This is a genomic window from Paenibacillus doosanensis (assembly GCF_025060755.1).
Lineage (GTDB): Bacteria > Bacillota > Bacilli > Paenibacillales > NBRC-103111 > Paenibacillus_S > Paenibacillus_S doosanensis.
In genome coordinates, this window is record NZ_JANYUY010000002.1 from 167,097 (window position 1) to 190,747 (window position 23,651).

At 56.7% G+C, this 23,651-nt stretch carries 17 protein-coding genes; 10 read left to right on the top strand and 7 right to left on the bottom strand.

Annotated features, from left to right (window positions below):
• Window positions 1-175: 175 nt before the first annotated feature.
• The gene (locus tag N0M98_RS03260) at window positions 176-2,098 is read left to right on the top strand and encodes a hypothetical protein (RefSeq protein WP_259616944.1); all 1,923 of its coding nucleotides are present in this window, start codon (window positions 176-178) and stop codon (window positions 2,096-2,098) included.
• A 190-nt stretch (window positions 2,099-2,288) separates the two neighbouring features.
• Here N0M98_RS03260 and N0M98_RS03265 read toward each other — a convergent pair whose 3' ends face one another.
• A complete protein-coding gene (locus N0M98_RS03265; RefSeq protein ID WP_259616945.1) occupies window positions 2,289-3,098 on the bottom strand; it encodes a hypothetical protein in 810 nt (269 codons plus the stop codon).
• Between the two features lie 245 nt (window positions 3,099-3,343).
• A complete protein-coding gene (locus N0M98_RS03270) occupies window positions 3,344-4,243 on the bottom strand; it encodes an aldo/keto reductase (RefSeq protein ID WP_310943061.1) in 900 nt (299 codons plus the stop codon).
• 470 nt (window positions 4,244-4,713) lie between these two features.
• On the opposite strand from N0M98_RS03270, the gene N0M98_RS03275 reads away from it, so the two are divergent.
• The 6 genes from N0M98_RS03275 (at window position 4,714) to N0M98_RS03300 (ending at window position 12,291) form a co-directional block, all read left to right on the top strand.
• The gene (locus tag N0M98_RS03275) at window positions 4,714-5,724 is read left to right on the top strand and encodes a pectinesterase family protein (protein WP_259616946.1); all 1,011 of its coding nucleotides are present in this window, start codon (window positions 4,714-4,716) and stop codon (window positions 5,722-5,724) included.
• 484 nt (window positions 5,725-6,208) lie between these two features.
• Complete coding sequence (locus N0M98_RS03280) at window positions 6,209-7,144, top strand: ABC transporter permease (RefSeq protein WP_249866335.1); 936 nt, start codon at window positions 6,209-6,211, stop codon at window positions 7,142-7,144.
• Window positions 7,145-7,161: 17 nt separating this feature from the next.
• Complete coding sequence (locus N0M98_RS03285; RefSeq protein WP_259616947.1) at window positions 7,162-8,046, top strand: carbohydrate ABC transporter permease; 885 nt, start codon at window positions 7,162-7,164, stop codon at window positions 8,044-8,046.
• A gap of 140 nt (window positions 8,047-8,186) precedes the next feature.
• Window positions 8,187-9,824 (top strand): extracellular solute-binding protein, encoded by a 1,638-nt coding sequence (locus tag N0M98_RS03290; protein WP_259616948.1) that lies wholly within the window; start codon window positions 8,187-8,189, stop codon window positions 9,822-9,824.
• A 123-nt stretch (window positions 9,825-9,947) separates the two neighbouring features.
• A complete protein-coding gene (locus N0M98_RS03295; protein ID WP_259616949.1) occupies window positions 9,948-11,048 on the top strand; it encodes a PRK06851 family protein in 1,101 nt (366 codons plus the stop codon).
• A 310-nt stretch (window positions 11,049-11,358) separates the two neighbouring features.
• On the top strand, window positions 11,359-12,291 hold the full coding sequence (locus tag N0M98_RS03300; RefSeq protein ID WP_259616950.1) for an aldo/keto reductase: 933 nt from the start codon (window positions 11,359-11,361) through the stop codon (window positions 12,289-12,291).
• 137 nt (window positions 12,292-12,428) lie between these two features.
• Here N0M98_RS03300 and N0M98_RS03305 read toward each other — a convergent pair whose 3' ends face one another.
• Complete coding sequence (locus tag N0M98_RS03305; RefSeq protein ID WP_259616951.1) at window positions 12,429-13,028, bottom strand: hypothetical protein; 600 nt, start codon at window positions 13,026-13,028, stop codon at window positions 12,429-12,431.
• 308 nt (window positions 13,029-13,336) lie between these two features.
• Window positions 13,337-14,473, bottom strand: coding sequence for a response regulator (locus N0M98_RS03310; RefSeq protein ID WP_259616952.1), 1,137 nt, complete (start codon window positions 14,471-14,473; stop codon window positions 13,337-13,339).
• Between the two features lie 349 nt (window positions 14,474-14,822).
• Here N0M98_RS03310 and N0M98_RS03315 point away from each other — a divergent pair, with 349 nt between their 5' ends.
• The 3 genes from N0M98_RS03315 (at window position 14,823) to N0M98_RS03325 (ending at window position 19,942) form a co-directional block, all read left to right on the top strand.
• Window positions 14,823-15,503: an AraC family transcriptional regulator gene (locus tag N0M98_RS03315; protein ID WP_249860007.1), complete on the top strand. Its 681-nt coding sequence runs from the start codon at window positions 14,823-14,825 to the stop codon at window positions 15,501-15,503.
• Between the two features lie 112 nt (window positions 15,504-15,615).
• The gene (locus N0M98_RS03320; protein WP_249860008.1) at window positions 15,616-16,605 is read left to right on the top strand and encodes an ABC transporter substrate-binding protein; all 990 of its coding nucleotides are present in this window, start codon (window positions 15,616-15,618) and stop codon (window positions 16,603-16,605) included.
• A 181-nt stretch (window positions 16,606-16,786) separates the two neighbouring features.
• Window positions 16,787-19,942 carry an S-layer homology domain-containing protein gene (locus N0M98_RS03325; RefSeq protein WP_259616953.1) on the top strand — a complete coding sequence of 1,052 codons (3,156 nt, stop codon included), beginning with the start codon at window positions 16,787-16,789 and terminating at the stop codon, window positions 19,940-19,942.
• A 138-nt stretch (window positions 19,943-20,080) separates the two neighbouring features.
• On the opposite strand, the gene N0M98_RS03330 is transcribed toward N0M98_RS03325, so the two are convergent.
• From N0M98_RS03330 to N0M98_RS03340, 3 genes are read right to left on the bottom strand one after another with little or no spacing between them, the layout of a single operon-like run.
• Window positions 20,081-21,259, bottom strand: coding sequence for an iron-containing alcohol dehydrogenase (locus N0M98_RS03330; RefSeq protein ID WP_249860010.1), 1,179 nt, complete (start codon window positions 21,257-21,259; stop codon window positions 20,081-20,083).
• A 19-nt stretch (window positions 21,260-21,278) separates the two neighbouring features.
• On the bottom strand, window positions 21,279-22,127 hold the full coding sequence (ahlS, locus tag N0M98_RS03335) for an AhlS family quorum-quenching N-acyl homoserine lactonase (RefSeq protein ID WP_249860011.1): 849 nt from the start codon (window positions 22,125-22,127) through the stop codon (window positions 21,279-21,281).
• Window positions 22,128-22,139: 12 nt separating this feature from the next.
• Window positions 22,140-23,573, bottom strand: a complete 1,434-nt coding sequence (locus N0M98_RS03340) for an aldehyde dehydrogenase family protein (protein ID WP_259616954.1) — start codon at window positions 23,571-23,573, stop codon at window positions 22,140-22,142.
• Window positions 23,574-23,651 lie beyond the last annotated feature (78 nt).

Below are 23,651 nucleotides of genomic sequence, written 5' to 3' on the forward strand. Positions count from 1 at the left end.
TCGCTATGCGGATACGAAACGGCCTCTTACTTTAGGCTCTGCCGTTATTTTCCTCAGGCGAAGAATAAATGAGCACATAAGACATGAAGTTACCCTATTGAGAGACAACCGGATACAGTGTAAGATCAACCCATGTTATGGAAACATTCTTTAATTCTGAAAGGCAGTGATTCAATTGATGAAAGATCAAGGACAAGTCGCGGATATCGTCCTCGAGCATCCATCGCTGGTCCGGGAAATCGGCCTGCCGGCAGTGCTCCGGCCGGGGGCGGCATGGCCCGCGCTTCGCATTCATACCCCGGCCCGCGCAACAATTTCCGCCGAGTTGAGGCTTGTCTCCGGCCGCACGCCGGCAATCCGGCGCCTGGTGGTAACGATGGAGGCCGGAGAAGAGCGTAAGCTTTCGTTCGAAGGCAGCGCTTCCGGCGGCGGCGGCGTGTACGAAATCGGCGTTCAACTGAATGCGGACGGCTCCCCTGCCTGCTATGACCGGTTCGCCTTTGCCGTAGCCGACGAGGCGGGCATACCGCCGGAGCAAAGCTCCATCGCTTACTTGGACCGCGACGGCTCCATGACGTATGTTCCCGATTATAAAGGGAACCGCATTGCCGATTTCTCTCATTGCGGTTACCAAGGAGGCGGCGTCAGGCTGCCGGATGTGCCGGCTCGTCTGGAGCTTGAACCGGCCGAGGCGGGCAGCGAAGCAGACGATACCCGCCGCATTCAACAGGCCATCGACGAGCTGTCTCTGCTTCCGCCCGGGGAGGACGGCTTCCGCGGCGCGCTGCTGCTAAAGCGCGGCGTTTACCGCATCGCCGGAACGCTGACGATCCGCGAGAGCGGCATTGTGCTGCGGGGAGAAGGACAAGGAGAGGACGGTACGATCCTCCATGGGACCGGCGCCGTAAGAAGAGATTTGCTGCAAGTACGGGGACGCGCGGCCCCTGTCCTGCTGGAAAATACCGCGACGGAAATTACGGATCTGTACGTGCCTTCCGGCGCCCGCTCCTTCCATGTGGCGGACGCTTCCCGCTATACGGTCGGCGATGCCGTCGCCGTCATCCGGCATGGGAACGCCGAATGGATCGGCGCCATCGGTATGGATACGATCGTGCCTAGGCCGAGGGTCGGCGGCACCAAGCAATGGGAGGCGTTCGATCTGGCGTTCGAACGCATCGTTACCGCCGTCGAGGGCGATCTGATCACCGTAGACGCCCCGGTGGCGAACGCGATCGAGCGGCGCTGGGGCGGCGGCAGGCTTGTTCGCTGCGACGACGCCGGACGGATCGAACAAGTCGGTATCGAGAACTTGCGGATCGATTCCGACTTCAATCCGGACATTACCGATTGTCAGGTCGACGGCAAACCCGGGTTAACGTCCTATTGCGCGGATGAGTCGCATGTCGCGAACTTCGTTGTGCTGGATCGGGTAAAAAACGCCTGGGTACGCGATGTTACCGGTTATCATCTGGAGCATTCGCTGGTCACCATTGACCGGCACGCCAAATGGGTTACCGTGCAGGATTGCACGGTCCGCGACATGGTCAGCATCATTACGGGAGGCCGCAGATACGCCTTTCACGTGACCGGGCAGTTGTCGCTCGTGCAGCGCTGCGATACGGAGACGGCGCGCCACGCCTTCGTCTTCGACGCCCGCGTATGCGGCCCGAACGTCTTCCTCGACTGCGAGTCCCGCATCGATTATAACGCCAGCGAGCCGCATCACCGCTGGTCGGTGGGCGGTCTCTACGACAACGTCCGCGCACCGCTCTTCATTCGCGACCGCGGCTGGATGGGAAGCGGGCACGGCTGGTCCGGAGCCAATTACGTGACCTGGAACGCCGAGGGCCCGTTGACCTTGCAGCAGCCCCCGACGGCGCAAAACTATGCGGTCGGCCATATCGGCGAGCAGAAGCCGCCGTTCCTCCCGAACGAGCACGACCCTAGGCCCCGCCGAGACGGGTTCTGGGACCGGCACGGGCGGCATGTCGAGCCGCGCAGCCTGTATTTGCGGCAGCTTGCCGAGCGGCTCGGCGAGCAAGCGGTCCGGTCCGTCACCGCGGTTTCAAACGACTGCGGGCCGCAGCCCGGGCGTTAATATCCAACGTCGCCGCCGCTAACACGGATGCGGTCCGCTCTGCCCTAACCCCGCACGTGCCAAAAGACGCTTCTACCCCCTACGCGGGTTAAGAAGCGTCTTTGCTTATGAACTTATGAATAGACAATCGGGCGTTGCTCCTGGAGAGTGAGTTTATTTGGCCCTCAGCGGCCGCTGCAAAGCGGCGGTTTTATTCCGCAGCGGCGTCGCTCGCGCCGGCTGCATCGTCAGCAGGAGCCTGTTCCGGCTTCTGATGCTTCGCTTCCACGAATTGCTTCAGCGTGTCCGTCAAGCCGTCCTTCAGCTTGGCAATCAGATCGTCTTCGCCGATGCCTTGCGCCGCGGCGATCTCCGCAATTGTCTTGCCCGCCTCCTGCTCCGTTCTGAGCTCATCCTGCGTAATGCCGAGGATGGACGTCAACAGCTCCGAATTGCCCAGCAGCCCCGGTCCGCCCATCGACATGCCGCCGCGTCCCGGTCCGCCGTTCTCTTGTCCTGGCTGACCTTGCTCGCCTTGCGGACCGCCTGCAGGTCCTGTGTTCTCGATCTGCGACTTCAACCGGTCGGATAGGCCGGAGATCTGTTTGTCCGCCTGATCCTGCGTCAGCTTGCCCGCCGTCACCTGGGCGTTAATCTCCTCGGTTTGCGCCGCGACCAGCTTAGCCAAATAATCTGCTTCGCTCAGCCCGCTATTTTGCGCAATTTCTGCCAGCGTCTTACCTTCCTTAAGCGCCGCCTGAATGGTGCTCTCTTCGACGCCGAGCAGCGTCGCCGTTTGCTTGGTCAGATTGGCGCCGTGAAAACCGCCGCCTCTTTGCATGCCGCGCTCGCCGCCAAATCCTCCGGGGCCTTGCTTGCCCGCGCCCTTCGCCGCAGTGGCCGCCGTGCCGTCGCTCGCCGCCGCCGCTTGAGCTTGATTATGCAATCCCGCGAAGCCAGCTCCCAGAACGAATGTTGCTGCGATTGTACCTGCGATTAGTTTTTGACCGATTGTCTTCATTTTCTTCATCCACCTTTATGAGTTATTTTGTTTACAAGACCAAGTATAGGCCCCTTAACTGAATTGCTTCTGAGGGTGGGCTGAAGAAACAATGAGCATCGGCTGAGAGTTGCCTGAAGAAATCTTTGCCAACGGGTCGGGATAGGCAAACGATATCTCATGATTGCAGCAGCGAGCCGGGTATGTAAAAACCCACGATTTGGAGGCCTTTTCCAACTCCCTACCGTCTCTTCGGCTAACCGCCTTCAAACGATATCGAGCGGCAGCTTGCGAACCGGCTTCGGAAACTGCCCGTCCAATGCGGCCAGCTCCTCGTCCGTCGGCTCCACTAAAACGGCTTCGGCATTCTCGATCACATGGCGTTCCGTCGCCGCCTTCGGTATCGCCAGCACATGGTCTTCCCTAATGCACCAGGCCAGCAGCAGCTGCAAGGGGCTGATTCGGCGCTTCGCCGCGATATCCGCAACCGCCTTATTGTGAATCAACCCTTTGCGAAGCGCGCCCGCCTGCGCGAGAGGCGAGTAGGCCATCATCGGCATCCCGCGTTCCCGCTGCCAGGGCAGCAAATCGTACTCAATTCCCCGGGACCCGAGATGATAAAGAACCTGATTGATCGCGCAATGCGTCCCGCGAGCGAGCCGGGTCAGCTCCAGCATATCGTCCTTATCGAAATTGGAGACGCCCCAACGCCGAATTTTACCCGCCTCGACAAGCCGCTCCATCCCTTCTATCGTCTCTTCGAGCGGAATGCTTCCTCTCCAATGCAGGAGGTACAGATCAAGCCGATCGGTCTTAAGCCGTTTCAAGCTTTGCTCGCAGCTGCGGACGATCCGGTCTCGTCCGGCATTATGCGGATATACCTTGGACACGAGAAAGACGCTGTCCCTGATTCCTTCGACCGCCTCCCCGACCAAAACTTCGGATTTGCCGTCCCCATACATCTCCGCAGTATCGATTAGGTTCATACCCAGCTCAACCCCGAGCCTCAGCGTCCGGATTTCCTCGTTTCTGCGCGCCGGGTCGTCGCCGATACGCCAAGTTCCCTGCCCCAATACCGGCAGCTCCGCCCCGCCCGGCAGCCGCAGCTTGCGCTTTGCCAAAGCGCCGCGGATTTGCTCCATTCGTTCCTCGCCAATAGCTGACATCATCGCTCATCTCCTTCTAAGCTTTAAAAAGATGGTGAAAAACGCCCACTGCGCATGCGAAAGCGCCTTCCGATCGCTCCTGTTCCCAGATTTCTTGAATAGGTAAGCCCGTGAACCGGGTGAAATCCGGGAACAAAAGCGAACGCTTCGCTTCTCCTGATGGCTCTCGCTTAGCGAAGCCGGCTTTTTCACCGTTCTTCCGGAAGATACACGTAGCGCTCATTGACTCACGATTATGGCCGCAGGGCTTCTCGCGCCCGCACCCGTTCTGATAAACTATAAAGCAGGATTACCGTCTACAATCAGCTTATTACCTAAAAGCCCGCCTTTGAAAGCGGATTCTCTCCACAGAAAAACGAAAAAACAATCCAAAGAATCCGTTTTCAACAGCGATTGGAGGATCAAATGGACGCCGCAGCGGACTTTTTCACCACACTTCTAAATATGACATAAAAAAAGGAGTGTCTTCCATGATCATTGTCGCAGCAGACGGCAGCGGTAATTTTTGCACCGTTCAGGAAGCCGTCGATCATATTCCCGACAACAATAAGGAACGCGTCGTCATTTCGATTAAAAACGGCGTGTACAAAGAGAAGCTGCACATTGAAAAACCGCTGATCAGCCTCATCGGCGAAAGCGCCGAGCACACCATTATTACGTTCGACGATTATGCCAAGAAGACCTTCCCTAACGGAGAAGTTTACGAAACCTTTCATTCGTATTCCGTATTTATCGGAGCGGACGACTTCACCGCCGAACGGCTCGCCTTCAGCAATTCGGCCGGACGCGGCGAGCTTGTCGGCCAAGCGGTGGCCGCCTATGTCGACGCCGATCGGGTTTCGTTCGCCGACTGCCGGTTTCTCGGTTATCAAGATACGTTATTTACGGGGCCTCTGCCTCCGGCTCCTATGAAGCGAGGCCGGTTCGGCGGGCCGCGCGAAGGAATGCCGCGAAGGCACGGAAGACATTATTATCGCCGATGCTATATTGAAGGAGATGTCGATTTTATTTTCGGTTCGGCGACCGCGGTCTTTCACGATTGCGAAATTTTTTCCAAAGGCCGCCGATTCGGGGGAGAAGACGCCTCCGGCGAATTTCCGTCCAACCGGATTCACGGCTGGCTGACCGCACCGTCAACCCCGGAAGACGTTCACTACGGCTACGTGTTCCACGGATGCCGTCTGACCGGCGATGCGCCGCCGCGATCCGTATACCTGAGCCGCCCTTGGAGGAACTACGCCAAGGCGGCGTTCCTAAACTGCTGGATGGGAGAACATATCGCAGCCGCTGGCTGGGACAACTGGAATAAGCCGGAGAGCGAAGAGACGACGGTCTTCTGCGAATATGAAAACCGCGGTCCTGGAGCCGCGACGCAAGAGCGCGCGGCTTGGTCCTCCCTTCTGACGGCCGAAGAGGCCGAAGCGTACGCAATCCCGAAGGTACTGGCGGGAAGCGACGGGTGGGACCCCGCCGTTTCGTAGAATGCCGGCCTCGACGCAAGGCTGTTTTTGCCGATAATTATCAATGTCCCTAACTATTTTCACCGTTAAATAAGACAGTGTGCCTGCAGCCGCTGTCTTATTTCGTTTGTCCGGCGGAAGCATGTTTACGAATTCTTTATATCCAGATAACACTCCAATAACTCTCCGGCGATAAACTTGTTCTCAGAAGCCGAGATGCCTCCCCTCGCGGATGAACAGCCTTCGCTGTCCCGATGACAGCGGTCCGTATTCGGAACCATGTCGGCGAAGAGAGTCCTGCTTGCCTCAACAATTTCATAACCAAAACGATTGGGTGGAGACTTTGAGAAAACCCGAAAGTAAACCGGTTCCGCACGCTCGTGCCGACCTCCGCCGTTTGCTTTTGGTTTCGCAAAGTCTTGTTTTATTATGGCGAGAACCGCTCGTCCTCCGACAGACATACGAAAGGGGTTAAACCGAATTGAATCATGTACAAGCCCGGGCGATGACCGCCGGCGCCAGCCTTCCCCGGCGCAGGAACAAAGCGGTACGAGCCATCGTCCGCCACTGGCAGCTCTACCTGCTCATAACGCCGGTTCTGCTCTACTTCTTCGTATTTCATTACTGGCCGATGTACGGCGTGCAGATCGCCTTCAAAGACTTTATCGCCACCAAAGGCATCTGGGGCAGTCCCTGGGCCGGCCTCAAGCATTTCAAGCGTTTTTTTGAAAGCTACTTTTTTTGGCGGCTGCTCAAAAATACGCTCGGCATCAGCCTGTACGAGCTGGCGGTCGGCTTTCCCGTGCCGATTGTGCTCGCGCTCATGATTAATGAAGTGCGTCATAAAGGATACAAAAAATTCGTGCAGACCGTAACGTACGCGCCGCATTTTTTGTCCACGGTCGTCCTTGTCGGCATTGTCATTATGTTCTTGTCTCCGACGAGCGGCATCGCCAATACGATCATCAAAGCGCTGGGCGGCGAGCCGATCGGCTTCATGACGAAGCCGGAATGGTTCAAAACGGTCTACGTATTATCCGGCGTCTGGCAGCAGATGGGGTGGAGCTCGATCATTTACTTGGCTGCGCTGGCCGGCATTGACCCGGGGCTGCACGAAGCGGCCAAGGTCGACGGAGCTACCCGGCTGCAGCGAATATGGCATATCAACTTGCCCGGCATTATGCCGACGGTCGTCATTTTGCTCATTCTGAACATCGGAAGTCTGATGGGCGTCGGCTTCGAGAAGGTGTTTTTGATGCAAAACTCGCTGAACACCGAAAGCTCCGACGTCATCTCCACCTACGTGTACCGCAGCGGCCTGTTAGGGGCGCAGTACAGCTTCGCGGCGGCGGTCGGCCTGTTCAACTCGGTCGTCAATCTGATCCTGCTGCTGACGGTCAACCGGATCGCCAAAGCGGTAGGTCAAGCCAACCTATGGTAAGGAAAGGAAGTGGCTTTATGGAAACCCGCAGCTTCGAGAACCGCTGCTTCGAGGCGATCGTCTATACGCTGCTTACCGTGGTCGCCGTGCTGGTGCTGTACCCGCTCGTCTTCGTGCTCAGCGCCTCCGTCAGCGATCCGGCGGCCGTGCTTAACGGAGAGATGTGGCTGTGGCCCAAAGACCTCAGCTTCGTCGGATACAAAAAAGTGCTGGAAAACCACGACCTGCTGCGCAGCTATACGAATACGATCGTGTACACCGTTATCGGCACCGCCATCAATTTGGTCATGACGGTCATGGCCGCCTACCCGTTGTCGCAGAAAAGCTTCTACGGGCGCAATGTCATTACCGCTTTCATGGTGTTTACGATGTTTTTCAGCGGCGGGCTCGTTCCCGCCTATATGCTGGTCAAGCAGCTCGGCATGCTGAATTCGATGTGGGCGCTCCTGATTCCCGGAGCGGTGTCCGTCTGGAATATCGTCATCATGCGCACTTTTTTCCAGAACAGCATTCCTTCCGAGATGCAGGAGGCCGCAGCGATCGACGGATGCTCCGACTGGAAGGCGCTGTGGCGGATCGTGCTGCCGCTATCGATGCCGATTTTGGCCGTGATGGTGCTGTTTTATGCGGTCGGCCATTGGAATGCGTACTTTAGCGCGCTTATATATTTGACCGACCGGGAGCTTTACCCGCTGCAGCTTCTATTGAGGGAAATTCTCGTGCAGGGGGAGATGGAGCATATGGTCAATGTGGGCGACAGCTCGCACGCCAAGACGATTATGGATCAGGAAGCGGTCAAGTACGCCGTCGTCGTCGTGGCCAACTTGCCCATTTTGCTGCTGTATCCGTTTCTTCAGCAATATTTCGTCAAAGGCATTATGATCGGCGCCCTCAAAGGCTGAGCCATAGGCCGTATTACAGCTTGCATGTAAAGCCGGCCGGCCGGCGCGCCCTCTCTTGGCAGTGCGCAACATCGGCATCAGCGCAGGAACCACCGTCCCGCTTCGGGGCGCAAAACGATAATCCAGGGAGGAACACAGCAATGAATTGGAGCAAATTAACGGCGTTAACCTTATCTTCGATCATGGCCGTAAGCTTGGCCGCAGGCTGCAGCAGCAGCGCGAAGCCGGAGGGCGGCGCGGGACAAGCCGCGGGCAAGGAAACCGCAGACGTTAACGTGAACAAAGCAGGGATGCCGATCGTCAAGCAGCCTGTCGAGCTGACATTCCTGACAGGGCTTGCCGACACGAACGGCAGCAACAGCTTTGAAGACCGGCTGGTATGGAAGGAATACGCCAAAATGACGAACGTCAAAGTCAATTTCCAATTCGTTCCCTTCAGCAGTTTGACGGAGAAACGCAATTTGGCGCTGGCGAACGGCGACTACCCCGACGCCCTCTACTCGGCCCGAGTGCCGGCTTCCGATCTGATGAAATACGGCAGCCAGGGCGTGTTCGTGAAGCTGAACGACTACATTGACGAGTATGCTCCGAACTTGAAGAAGCTGATGGATAAGTATCCCGATCTGCGCAAGGCGCTGACGATGCCGGACGGCAACATTTATTCGTTCCCTTCCTTCTACAGCCCCGAATTTTTGCCGATGCTCATCGGCACGCCGCTATGGGTCAAGCAGGATTGGCTGGACAAGCTGAACATGAAGGAGCCGCAGACGACCGAGGAGCTGTATGCCTATTTGAAGGACGTCAAGACGACCGATTTGAACGGCAACGGCCAAGCCGACGAAATTCCTTACAGCGGCACCGGCATCGGCCCTCTGATCGATCAAATCAAAGGAGCCTGGGGCGTCGGCAACCGCGGGCTCGGCCACAAATTCGTCGATGTCGACCCGCAGAGCGGCAAGCTGCGCTTTTTCCGGCTGACCCAAAACTATAAGGAAGTGCTGGAGTACGTCAATAAGCTGTATACGGAAGGCTTGATCGATAAAGATATTTTTACGCAAAACGGCAACGCGCTGTACGCCAAAGGAGCCAAGGACGTCCTGGGGGCTACGATCAACCCGAATCCGAAAACGCAGTTCAACGGCGAAGGCTACTTCGGGCTCGGCGCGCTGAAAGGGCCCCACGGCGATCAGATGTATACGCATATTAAAGTGCCTATGGTATGGCCCGGCGCGTTCGTCATTACCGATAAAAATAAAAACATCGAAGCGACGATCCGCTGGATGGACTATTTCTTCAGCGACGAAGGCGCGCAGTTTTACTTCATGGGCGTGGAAGGAACCAGCTACGCGAAAACGGCGGACGGCAAGCTCGAATACGTCGACGAGATTAAGAAAAATCCGGCCGGTCTCACGATGGACCAAGCGCTGACCAAGTATGTGACGTGGATGGGCGGAAGCTATCCGGGCTACGTGCAGGAGAAATATTTCAAAGGCTCGGAGACGCTGCCGGAGTCGGTCGAAGCCGGTAAAAAAGCGCAGCCTTACGCGCTCAAGGAGCTGTGGTACAATTTCAACTTCACGGACGCCGAGACGGAATATATGAGCGCCCAAGGCTCGGATATTCAAACGTATATCGGCGAAATGGAGTCGAAGTTCATTACCGGCGCCGCATCCTTCGACGAATGGGATAAATACGTCTCCACCGTTCAAGGCATGGGCGTCGACCAATACATGAAAACGTATCAAAGCGCCTACGACCGTTACAGCAAAAGCAAATAACCCTCCTTCGGCAGGATCTTCAGGTTCGGCCGGGCCGGGCAAAAAGAATGCACCTTTTGGGCGGATCGGTAATACGATGAAACTAGGCTAGCAAGATCATCCGTCACAGAAAGGTGTGTTCTTATGTCCGGAACCATTACGAATTTCTATGCAGGCGGCAATACGGCCCGCGGCTTCGCCAATTTGTTCGAGTCCTCGCTGCAAGGATTGGATCGCGTCTATATTCTTAAGGGGGGACCCGGCACCGGCAAATCGACCTTGATCCGTTCCATCGGCAGCGAGCTGGCCGCCGGCGGCTACGATATTTGGTTCATTCACTGCGCCTCCGACAACAATTCCCTGGACGGCGTCGTCGTTCCCGAGCTGAAGCTGGGCATCGTCGACGGCACGGCTCCGCATGTTATCGAGCCGCGGCTGCCCGGAGCGGTAGAGCAATATGTCAATCTCGGCACGGCATGGGATGCGCGGCAGCTCAGCGGGCGCAGGGAAGACATCGCCGAGCTGAACGGCCGCATCGCGCAAACGTACGAATCCGCTTATGCCTGCTTCGCAGAAGCGCTGCGGATTCACGACGAATGGGAAAAAATATATGTCGATAATATGGATTTTCAAGCCGCCGACGAGCTGACAAACGAGTATACGGATATTTTGTTCCGGGACCTGAAGCTGGACAAGGAAAGCCGGATCGACCACCGGTTTCTGGGAGCGGCTACGCCCAAAGGGGCCGTCGATTTCGTTCCTAATCTGACCGAAGGCTTGGCCAAACGTTATTTCGTTAAAGGCCGGCCCGGCTCCGGCAAGTCGACGATGCTGAAGAAGCTGGCAGCAGCAGCCACCCAGCGCGGCTTCGACGTCGAAATCTATCACTGCGGCTTCGATCCGAACAGCCTCGATATGGTCATTGTGCGGGAGCTCGGCTTCGCGATCTTCGATAGCACTGCGCCCCACGAATATTTCCCCGAACGCGCAGGCGACTCGGTGATCGATATGTACGCCCACTGCATCAAGCCCGGCACCGACGAGGAACACGCAGAAGCGCTAAGCGGCATCAAACTGCGGTACTCCGCCAAGATGAGCGAAGCGATGCAGTTTCTGGCGCAAGGCAAGGCGCTGCGCAACAAGCTGGAGCAGATTTATATTCAATCCATCGATTTCAGAATCGTCGATCGGATTCGCGATGAAATCTGGCAGGAAATTACCGACAAGACGGTCGCAGCGGACTGATTGCAGCCCTTAGCGGCGCGAAACTCGGGGTTCGCTTCTATGTGATTTCTGTTCGTCAGACCGAGGGTTTGCCTCCGGTTTCCTTTAGATTCAGCCTCGCGGCCGACACCCTTACCTTCAGCTAACAGTTCCTACTACCAAGCCTGTAGTGGACTTTCACCGCCTAGTTATCGCCCATGCGGGCGCACCTGAAAAGAGCGCGGCTCTCCTTCTGGAGGGCCGTGTTTTTTGCATACCATTCGGATCGGTTTAGATTTATAATAAGAGGGCAAGCCATAATCCAGCCATATCTTAAGGAGATGACTCATTCATGGAACAAACGCGTATCGGCAAGACGGATTTGTATGTGAATCGTATCGGGCTTGGAGCCAATGCTGTCGGCGGGCATAATCTGTTTCCCAATCTGAGCGACGAGACCGGAAAAGACGTCGTCCGGACGGCGCTGGCGCATGGCATTAATTTCATCGACACCGCGTTCATTTACGGCCCGGAACGCTCCGAGGAGCTGATCGGGGAAGTGCTGAAGGAAACGGGCCGCCGCAGCGGCACCGTCATCGCGACGAAAGCGGCGCATAAATTCGTCGACGGGCAAACATTGAAGGATAATTCCCCCGCCTTCCTCGTCGAGTCGGTTCATGCCAGCTTGAAGCGGCTGCAAACCGATTACATCGATTTATTTTACATACACTTTCCGGATGAGAGCACTCCTAAGGATGAAGCGGTGGGAGCGCTGCATAAGCTGAAGGCCGAAGGGCTCATCCGCGCAATCGGCGTCTCCAACTTTTCCATCGACCAATTGAAGGAAGCCAACAAGGACGGATACGTCGATGTGCTGCAATCCGAATATAACTTGCTGCGCCGCGGCGTCGAGGAGGCGATCCTCCCTTATACGGAGGAGCAGAACATCTCTTTCGTGCCTTACTTCCCGCTGGCTTCCGGGCTTTTGGGCGGCGCCTACACCAAAGATTCGACCTTTCAGGACGGCCGGGCCAAAAATCCGCTGTTCCAGGGCGAAGCGTTCCTGCGCAATCTCGGCAAGGTAGAGCAGGTCCGCGAGATCGCCGCCGCTAAGCAGGCGGAGGTCGCCCACGTCGTTCTGGCCTGGTACTTGACCCGCCCTTCCATCGACGCCCTCATTCCCGGAGCGAAGCGCCCCGAACAGGTGATCAACAACTTAAAAGCGCTGGAAGTTAAGCTGACGCCGGAGGAAATCGGAGCGATCGACCGGATTTTCCAAGCGTAACGGCGGTTTGCCGGGGAGCGGCCGGTTCCGGTTGGTCATCTGCATCTACAAGCAAAGAAAACAAGCATCGGCTGTCGAAGCCGATGCTTGTTTGGGGTACGGACGGGCCGCCGCCCCGGGACCGCTCCCCCGACGGTTTAATCTCCCCGGTCCAGTTCCAGCCGTTCAACAATGTCGCTGGCTTGGGTCCAATACGGCTGAACGGCGTCAGGCCGCCGAAATTGCTGCACGTCGATCCACAAGACCGGACGCCGGTCATCTTGGTATACGCACAGCAAAGCCGGCTCGCTGAGGCCGCCCATGCATACTTTAACGGCAAGCCTGTCGCTTCTGTCTCTAAGCGAATCCACCTTTTTCATTACAAAGCTGTTAAAATACGTTATGCGCTCCCGGTCCTCGGCCAGCGTAAACACGTCGCCGCAGCAGGCGCAGGCGAGTTCAACCGCATGAACGGTTCCGCCCGCCTTCCCCGGATTCCGGCAATGTCTGAACTGAAACTCCTCCTGACATAAGCTGCATTTCAGCACGGCGCGGCATGCTTCGCGAAAAAGCGCTATCCCCTCCGCGATAAACGTATTCCGCACTTCTTCCGTCTCTCCGGCCGTCAGCCTGCGCATGAATCCGACTTGGCTTCGAAACACTTGGAACATCCGTCCGTTCTTGATCTTCTTCTTCAATATCTCCATATATACCGCGGTCTGCACGCTATCCTGCCGGTCAGGAGCTCCACCAACCATACCGTCACTCCCTGTCTCTCTTTCGGTTCCATCCGCTTCCGTCAGCCGTCGTTCTGAACCCAAACTCCAATCCGCTCTCCGCCCGCAATGAAACTCCATCTATTATATATTCAATCAGATCGGTCTGAACAAAAAATGAACAACCGGAACAAATCGCAATAAAAAAGCAGCCTCCCCCGCAGGGAAAGCTGCTTGTACTTTACGGTGATAACTAGAAATGCGGTGAAAAACGAGCGGAAGGGCCATTTGAATCTGGAAAAGCGATAGCGTTCGCCTCTGAAAGCGACAGCGCCTGCGGAAACGTCTTCTTACAGCTGGGCGCTCTGCGACTTCCATTCCGTGTACCACTGCGAAATGCTCTCATTCGGAGCGACGTCCAGTTCCTCCAGAACAAGGCTTAACAGCCTGTGCTGCTCTTCTACCGCTGCGCGGTCCTTAAACCAGGCATGAAGCTTCATTAGCGCCAAATAACTGCCTTCATAGTAAGGATACTGCTGCTGCATTCGCAAAAAAACTGCAATAGCCTCGCTCGGCCGCTCATGCTGAACGTAATAGTCGCCGAGCCGCTGGGCGTGCTGCAGCCAGAGCATTCGGAGACGCTGCCGTTCGTTTTCGGCCCACAAGTAGTCGTTATCGGCCATATAATCTCCCGCATACAGATCCATCACCCGCTGATGCTCATAAACATTAGCCGCAGACAGCGGCTCCAGCCGCCGCAGCTCCTGCTCCCATTCGTCGGCATCGATACGCACCCTGCTCGCATCCAGAACATAGCTTTCCTTGATGCTCAAGCTTCGTATCTCGATATTTACGCCCATCCGCTTCAAATCCTGCCGAACCTGATAGATCGTTGTATACAGATGCGTCGTCGCCTTGGGAATATCGAAATCGGGCCACAGCAAGTCGAGCAGCGCCCCTTTGCGGACGAGCTGGCCGCGATGGTGCAGCAGGTAAGCGAACAGCTCCTGCGCTTTGGAGGTGCGCCATTTGACCGTCTCCGGACCGAGTCCCGGCAGCTCGATTTGCATCGTCTGCAAGCACCGGATCAGCGCGACGCGGCTGGCCGGCGGCGCTTTGGGGTGATCTCCCGCGTGCTGGAGCAGCCTCTGCACCGTTCTTGTCAGACGCTCCCGCCGCACGGGCTTCAGCACATAATCGAGGGCATTTAATTCAAATGCCTGAACGGCGTAATCGTCATAAGCGGTGACGAATACGATCTCGATGTCAGGACAAATCTCCTGCAGCATCTCCGCCGCCTTGAGACCGTAGATTTCCGGCATATGAATATCCAAAAATACGACATCCGGCGCATCCGCCTTGGCCGCTTCAATCGCTGCCATAGCATCTTGATAGGCGCCGGTCACTTCTATGCCGTCGATCTCCTTCAGCATCTTGCGAAGCTGCAGCAAAGCGAGGTTCTCATCGTCAACCAACATGGCTTTCATCGCTGTATCACCACTCCACGCATAACCGGTTTTATATTTGTATCGGCAGCCCCGGAGCATCTTGTTAGGTGCTTTTCGGGTTTGTTCAGAAATTGTTTAGGTACTATTACCATAGCGTATAATTCGAGGCAGGACAAGCATCTGCATACATTTTTACAATAAATGTCCTTCTTCCGTCATAAGCTCTCTTCTTTCTGGAAAAATAAAGTTTGATAACCTGATATCCCCTTTTCTTTGGCAAACTACTTATTGTCAATCGCAAAGCCAGTTGCTATACTACTAAAACGTGAATGAGAATCATTATCACCGATTGGATAAACCCGCTATATTATATGGAAGGTGAAGCCGCATGTACGCCCGACAATCCATCGAGCCTCCGCTAACTCATGAGGAGAAGAAGGAAGAATTCATGATCATGCTTAAGGAAATCGAGCCGGTCAAAGGCGCCGGCGGGTGGGAGATGGAGCCTCGATTTACGGAATCGCAGGTCCTCGTCGCCGTCGCGTCCGGACAAGGCCGGCTGCTCATAGGCAATCGCTCCTGCCTGCTGCGCCAGGATCGCGTGTATGCGGTTCCTCCGGGAGAAACTTACGGGGCCTCGGCGGACCCGGCCGAAGGGCTCGGGCTGTTCCTGCTGCGCTTCGACGTCTATCGGCCCGATCCCGCGAGCGGTGAGGTTTTGCGGGTAGAGCCGGGCGATTCGCTGCTGCTGGGCAGAGGAGAAATTCCTTTCTCATCGGCGGCGGGCTCCGCTGCGCTGTGCCAAACGATTCATTCGCTCTGGCAAAGCGCGGATCGGCTGGAACGGTTCCGGGCGCAAATGCTGTTCCAGGAATTGCTGTATACGACGATGAAAGCGAGCGGCCGAACGGAAGAGGATTCGCTGTCGGCCCTCGAACGGGCCAGGGACTATATGAAAACCCACTACCAGCACAATCTTTCCATCGAACAACTGACACGTCTAGCCGATATAAGCCCTAAGTATTTTGTCGATCTGTTTAAAAAATTGATGAAACGCTCTTTCTGTTAACCGGAAATCGTCCATCCTAAATCAGGATTTCGTATATGGTGGCGGACTAAGCGTTCCTCTATAATGAACGTTGAGAATGATTATCAATAGCATAAGGGGAGAACATACGAAAATGAGAAAAGGACTACGAACGTTCTGCATCGCCGCACTCGTGCTGGCGTTAACCGCATGCGGCAAGAGCCCTGCGCCTGCGGCTGGAGATTCCGGAGCGGGCCAGCAGACGCAAGGAAGCGCAGCGCAGGAGAAGACAGCTTCGCCAAGCAAGCAATCGATCAGTTACTTGGGCACATCCTACACGGTCAATGCGCCTAGCGGCTCCATCGTCATCACAGGCGCGCTGGAGGCTATGGAAGACGCGCTCGTGCTGGGAGTGCAGCCGACGGGAGCCATTACTACCGGCGGCAAGTTCCCGGATATGTTCAAGCCGATTACGGGCTCGACGCAATCGATCGGCGAAAAAATGCAGCCGAATATGGAGACGATTCTTAAGCTGAAGCCCGACGTCATCCTCAGCTCGACCAAATTCCCTGCCGACGTAGGAGAGAAATTGTCCAAGATCGCTACGACGATCCCCGTCTCCCATATTGCGACAAACTGGGAAGAAAATTTGCGCCTGCTGGGCAAGTTAACCGGCAAGGAAGCAAAAGCCGAAGAGGTGCTGAAGCAGTATAAAGAGGACGTTGCGGCGGCCAAGGCTAAGCTGGGCGACAAATGGAAGGATAAAAAGGTCGTCACGGTGCGAGTTCGCAGCAACTCCCTCAATATTTATCCTGCGGATGTATTCTTTAATCCGACGCTGTACAGCGAGCTGGGATTTGCCGTTCCGGACGAAATTAAAGCGGCCAAAGCGCAGCAGACGATCTCGATGGAGCAATTCAGCGCGATGAATCCCGACGCAATCTTCGTGCAGTTCTCTGAAGACGAGAACAAAGACAAGCCTAAAGTGCTCGAAGAGATTCAGAACAACCCGCTCTGGAAAAGCACGAATGCAGCCAAAAACAACAAGGTATTCGTCAATGTCGTCGACCCTCTGGCGCAAGGCGGCGCTTCCTGGAGTAAATTCCAGTTCCTGAAGGCAGCCGTAGACAAACTGTCCAACTGATGCACTGCGGCTTGCGCCGCCTATAACTGAAAAAAGAAGCAGGCTCACCCGGGGCCGTATGTCTTAAATACGGTTCCGCGCTGCATGGGCTGACTTCGTCATGCCCTTTTTATAATGATAATGATTATCTCTATCAATTATATACACGCATACATCGACGATGATTCAGGAGGAATGTTTCATGCGAATACGAACGCATCACTTATCTGCAGCTGTACTCAGCCTCACTATGACGGCTATGCTCGCCGCCCCTACTCTCGGATGGGCCGACTCTGCCCGCTCTGTCGAACGGCCGGACGCGGCGAAAGCATTCGAGACGCTAAAGCAAAAAGGGGTGCTTGAAGGCTACGAAGACGGCTCCGCAGGACTCGACCGTCCTATGACGCGGGCCGAATTTGCCGCCGTGCTTGTCCGCCTCTTAAAGCTGCAGCCGAAAACCGGCACCCCGTCCTATACGGATACCGGAGGTCATTGGGCTCAACAGCAGGGATACATCGAAGCGGTCACGGCCGCCAAAATGATGGAAGGCACGAGCGACCGGACGTTCGATCCCGAAGGCAAGGTAACCCTGGAGCAGCTCGCAGCCACCCTGGTTCGCGGTCTCGGCTTGATGCCTGCGGCCGAAGCGGACGCCTCCGCCGTAGGCCCAACTTCCGAGTGGGCGGCGGGCTATGTCGCCACAGCCTTGCAAGAGAAGCTGCTCGGCCCCTATCCTGACTATACCGGGGTGGCAACACGGGAAGCGCTCACCTTGTCGCTTGCCGCCGCGGACGATAAGCTCGCCGCCCTCGCAGCCGCGAACTCGGGTCCGCTGTCGATTACAGAATTTAAGGCTACCGGAGCCAAAAAGCTGCATGTGCAATGGACTCGGCCCGCAGAGCCGGATAAGATTTCCTTCGTGGTGAAGCGTTCCGGAACGCCGGTAGAAGGAAAAGCGACGGTTCAAGACAACGGACAAGGCGCGGACATCGTATTCAATGCGCCGCTCCCGGCCGGAAATTATTCCGTCGAGCTGAAGGGACTTGACCCGGCGGACGCAGGCAAGACGACAGCCGAAGCTGCCGTTGAACAGGAGAAGCTCGTCTCCATCGATTTTGCGACGGCGGGCGATACGCTGCCGCGTGCACGCAATGCGTATGTGGCGTTTCGCGCCCTGAACCAATACGGGGAAGCCGCTTCCTTCTCTTCCGGCCAATTCGAGATTAACACGGGGCGGACTTCTTATACCGCCGTGCCCGGCGAACAGGCGATCAAGCTCGATCTGACGGATCAAGAAACCAACGACCGCGTTGCCGTCAGCATTCTTCACTCCGGCACCGGCTTGTCCGCCCAAAAAACGTTCACGGTCGGAGACCTCCCTCTCGTCACCCGCATTGAAGCGGGCGAAATACGGTTCCCGGGCTCCGTCCAGAAGCTGATCTCAGGTTCGTCGGCTTATTTGCAAATCCGCGCTTTCGACCAGTACGGCATACCGGTCATGGCCGTCGACGAAACCGATAAGGACGGCAAAGCCTACGGGCTGAACACCCCGAGCGGGGTCCATGTGACCGCCAAAGACAGCTCCATCCTGACGATCGAAGACAACCCTTGGTTTGACGAAGACGGAGACGGCTTTCCCGAGCTGAAGATCGGCGGCGGCATCGACGCGGACCAAGCCAGAGAATCGGAAATTACGCTCTATGCTCTCGGCTCCAGCCAGTCGGTGACGAAGAAGCTGGCCTTATCCGTCGTCAAATCGCCTTTCTCGGTGCAATTCGCCGATTTCAGCAAGACAGTCGCCGTCGGCGATAAGAACGTCGTGCTTCCTCTCATCGTGAAGGACGATCAAGGCGCAGCGTTAACCTCCAACGAGATCGCTCTGGGAGCCGATCAGCTGGACGTGTACGATACGTTCGGCAGCGGCGCGGACGTGCGGCTCGACTCGCAAGGCAAGCTCATCATCAGCGGCTTGAAGGAGGGCAGCGGAACCGTGACGGTTCGGCTGCAAGGCACGGATAAGCAAGCTACTCTGAACTTAAACGTGCAAAAGGAACGTTATCCCGCCCAGTTCATGCTGAAGACCGACCTGGCGCCCATCTACGTGCAGGATGCCGAGGAAAGCCTCGTCGTCCTGATCAAGGATCAGTACGGCGACTTGATTCGCGACGCCAGCAACGAGTATATCGCCGCCCTCGCGGACGATACCGATGCGACCAAGGTGCGCAAGGATGCCGAGTACAAGCTTCACGCCAGCTTTACGAATACCGGCAAGCCTGCAGATAACGGCGCCTTTTATCCGACGGCCGGGCCGCTGAAAACCGCGCTGGACGCCCTTCGCAAAAGCAACCCGTCCCCGGACGGCGAACGGGAGCGCGAGCTGATCGACGAGACGTTCCAGCAGCCGGAAGCCGGCAATACGTACGGCCTCAACATCGGCAATATTTACAACAGCAAACTGACCTTCAGAGCCGACGCCAACAAAACGGGCACGTACCAGCTTACGCTGACGCTCGTCAAAGTCGAGAACGACAAGGGCTCTTCCAAGGTCGAGGAATTGGCCCGCCTCACCCGGACCGTCGAAGTCATCGACGGCACCCAATCCGATATCGCGTATGACGTCAAACTGGATACGGCCGTCAACAATACGCTGTTTGCAGCGGTTGACGCTTACCGCGAAAAACGGATCGACGACGCTACCGTGACCGTCAGCGCTTATGGCGTAGCCCAGGACCGGATCAAGCTGGCCAAGGAAGTCGTGCTTTCCGCCAAAAAAGGCGGACAAGCCGTACAGCTTCCTTCCTATTGGCTGAACAGCGCGGCAGGAGCCATCACGTCCTCCAATCCGTCGGTAGCTAGTGCCGTCTATGTCAATTCGGGAACGCCGGCCGTGCCGAATTACAAATATTTCGTAATCGGCGATAAAGAAGGCTCGGCGACAATCACCACCATCTTCCGTACCGCCGGCGGCTCCAAGACGGCCCGCCTGGATATGAAGACGAGCGAGCAGCCGCTGGACATCGCCAAAACGTCGGTGCCGAAAGCCTATGCCGAAACTAGCTACGCCAAGCTGACCGGCAAGAAAATATGGGATTACTCGCTCATGGGCGAAGTTTCCGTCATCGACCAATACGGCTCGGCCTATAAGAATGACGCTATGGCGACGCATGTGAAAGCGTTGAACCTTATGTTCTACGTAAAAGACATCGTGTATAAAACGGCCGACGGCAACGATACCGTCAGCGTCGATCCGAATACAGGCGTTCTTGCTTATACCGGAGACGGCGACATGGCGGGCTTCACCGTCGTCATTGAAGCGCCGAACGGCAAACAGCTGCAAACGATCGTCCATCTCAAATAAACCGGAGGAAACGGCAAGAAAAGAAGCCTTTCCGGCTCCGCTCCCGCTGCGGCGCCGAAAGGCTTCTTTGATTTGATCCATTAGGACGTTGGTTTAAATCCGATAGATCGTCGTCGTACCAGCCCCCGCCGGTTATGCTTAGCTTTGCGGAACCGCTCCGTCGAACGCCGACTGGTAAATGGCGCGGATGTCCTCCTTATGAAGCGGCAGCGGGCTGCGCGCCAGCAGTCGCTTCTGCTGAACGCCGTCTTCCGTCAAGCTGTCTATCGCGCTTTGCGGAATGTTGAAGCCCTGCAGCGTGCTCGGAATTCCTACGTCCTTAACGAGCCGCTCCAGCTCCTCGACGCATTTGCGGGAAGCTTCCTCTTCGGACATGTAGCTGGCATAGCCGCCCATCGCTTGCAAAATGTCGGCCATCCGCTTCGTGCAGCTGCTGCGGATATATCCCATGACGTAAGGCAGCAGCACGGCGTTCGATTCCCCATGCGATATATGGAACTGTCCGCCGAGCGGGTAAGCGAGCGCGTGCACGCCGGCAACCCCCGCATTGAAGAAAGCGATTCCGGCCATATTGCTGCCGTAGCTCATATCCGTCCTCGCCTGCCTGTCCTGCCCGTCGGCTACGGCCCGGCGGAGCGAACGGCTGATGAGACGGATCGCCTGCAGCGCCAGGCCGTCGGTCGTCGGACTCGCATTCACCGAGACGTAAGCTTCGATAGCGTGCGTAAGCGCATCCACTCCGGTTGCGGCCGTTACGCGCGGCGGAACCGAGAGGGTCAGCTGCGGGTCGACGATCGCCACGTCGGCCATTAAATAGTCGTGCGTGACCACGTCCTTCGTCGTCTCCAGAGACAGCACGGAGATGTTCGTGACTTCCGAGCCGGTGCCCGAGGTAGTCGGAATGAGTATTTTCGGCAGTCCTTTATGCTCCAGCTTTTTCGTTCCGGTCAGATTCAAATAATCGGCAACCGAGCCTTCATGGGTGCCCAGCGCCGCGGCCAGCTTCGCCAGGTCCATCGCGCTGCCTCCTCCGATGCCGATTACCAGATCGAATTTTCCTTCGCGGGTGTAGGCGACGAGCTTTTCCCCGATTTCGAGAGGCGGCTCGGGAACGACATCGGTGTAAATTTGCACGTCGCAGCCTTCCTGCCTCAGCCGGGCGGCAATCGGATCGATCATTCCCATTTTCTCGAGAAACGCATCGGTTACCAGCAAAATCCGCGACGGATCGAACTTGGCCGCTTCAGGCCACAGCTGCTCCAAGGCGCCCCAGCCCACATAGCTGACCGGCGTGCAGACCAATTTGGACACGGTCATGATGAAAGCCTCCTTATTCTTATTCGTAGTATCCTTCGGTGGATTTGCGGAATTGTTTGAACTGATCGGCATCGTGGCCGAACCACACCTGGGAATTCGTTCGCGTTGCCAGCGTACGGATTTTCTCCACCGCGTTCCGGTAACCGAGGGAATCGTATATAATGCCCGGCGGCTTGACCGGAGGGCCGTAGCTTTCCGCCGTATAGATGGCGTCGGATGCGAGGATGATCCCGCCCGTTTCCGGCATTTCGATATGCAGGCCCAACATGCCCCAAGCATGGCCGCTGCCGAAGTTAACGACCTTAATGCCCTCGGCCAGCTCCAGATTGTCTTCGCTGCGCTTGACCGTTTTCCACTGCAGATGGTTTTTGATCCAGGCGTCGATGTCCGCCCAAATATAAGCGCCTTCTTTTTCGTTGCGGGCGTACGTTTGCAGCGTGCCGTTCAGCTCATCCTCGTGAACGATAATCGTAGCGTTCGTGAACATCTCCAAGCACCCGGCATGATCCAGATGCAAATGGGAGGCGATGACATACTTGATGTCCTCGGGTCTTACATTCAGCTGCTCCAACCGGTTATGCAAATAGCATTCCTCGCTCGCCACCCATGGGAACGTCTGCTGGGTCGATTCGGCCCAGCGCCCTTCGATCCCCATCGAATTCGGGTTGCAGGACGTGTCGAACAAAATTTTCCCTTCGGGATGATCGATCAATACCGTATAGATCGGAAATTCCACGAACTGCGTCGGCGCATTCGGATTGTTGATCGTAGCCGGGTTGTGCATTGCAATCATCCAGTTTTTATCCATGCTCATACGGCCGTTATCCATAACGTACAGCTTAGGGCGGGCTTTAATAATATTCGACATGTTCATTTCCTCCTATAATGTGGTTTTCATCGTAACGAACTTTAATTCGGTCATCTCCTGCACCGCATACTTGATGCCTTCGCGTCCGTAGCCGCTTTCCTTGACGCCGCCGTACGGCATATGATCGACCCGGAACGTCGGAATGTCGTTAATGATTACGCCGCCGGCTTGAATGTCGCGGGCCGCTTGGAATGCGTTCGTCAGGTTGCGGGTGTATATGCCTACGTTGAGCCCGTATACGGAATCGTTGACCATCGCGATAGCCTCGCTCAGCTCGCGGTACGGCACGATCGATACGATCGGAGCGAACACTTCCTTGCAGGACACCGCCATATCCGGCTTCACATCCAGCATGACCGTCGGCAAGTAGACCGACTGCTCCCGGCGGCCGCCGCACCCGATGCTCGCCCCGGCCCGTACCGCATCCTGCACCCATTCGTCGATGCGGGCCAGCTCGCGCTCATGAATCATCGCGCTCAGATCGGTTTGCTCGTCCAGCGGATCTCCGATCCGAAGCTGTCCGGTCCGCCGGATGAACTGCTCCGCAAATTCGGCGTAGATCGATTCATGAACATAAATGCGCTGCAGCGAGATGCACACCTGTCCGGCAAAAGCGAAGGCGCCTTCCACGCAGCGCGGAACGATCGTCTCGACTGGTACATCCGGCTCGACGATCAGGCCGGAGTTGGAGCCAAGCTCCAGCGTTACTTTGCGCAGCCCCGCTTTGGCCTTGATCTGCTTGCCGACCTCCGAGCTGCCGGTAAACGTAATTTTCTTGACCCTCTCGTCCAGCACGAGCGCGTCGCCGAGCTCCCGCCCGCTTCCTGTAACGACCTGCAGCGCGCCGTCCGGCAGCCCGGCCTTCTGGAACAGCTCCGCAATGAACAGCGAGCTGAGCGGCGTCTGCTCCGCCGGCTTGAGCACGACCGTGTTGCCTGCGGCAATGGCCGGGCCCAGCTTATGAGCCACCAGGTTAAACGGGAAGTTGAACGGGCAGATCGCCACCACCGTGCCGATCGGTTCGCGCCAAGTGAAGCCAAGCCGGTCTTCCCCTCCGGGAGCCGCATCCATCGGAATCGTCTCGCCGTAGATGCGCTTAGCCTCTTCCGCGGCAAATTGATAGGTCGCAATCGTGCGGCCGATTTCCGCTCTTGCCGTGCGAATCGGTTTGCCCGCCTCCAGCGCCAGCAGCCGCGCCGCCTCTTCCTTCCGCTCCTCAAGCTGCCGTACGACCTTGAACAAAATGTCGGCGCGCTGATGAGCAGGCATCTTCCGCATCTCCCCGAAGGCGCGGTGCGCCCCCGCTATCGCCGCCTCCACATCGGCGGCGTCCGCTTTGCTGATATGGGCCAGCAGCCTTCCGTCGTAAGGAGCATGCAAAGGATAGCTGCGCGGCTTCACCTCCCATCTGCCGTTGACGAATATCCCTTTTGTTATCGCTTCCAATGGTCGTTCCTCCTTTGTTGTTCCTTACAATAATGTATAAGCAAAAACCGTGCCAACCTCTAAAAGGGTGGTGAAAAA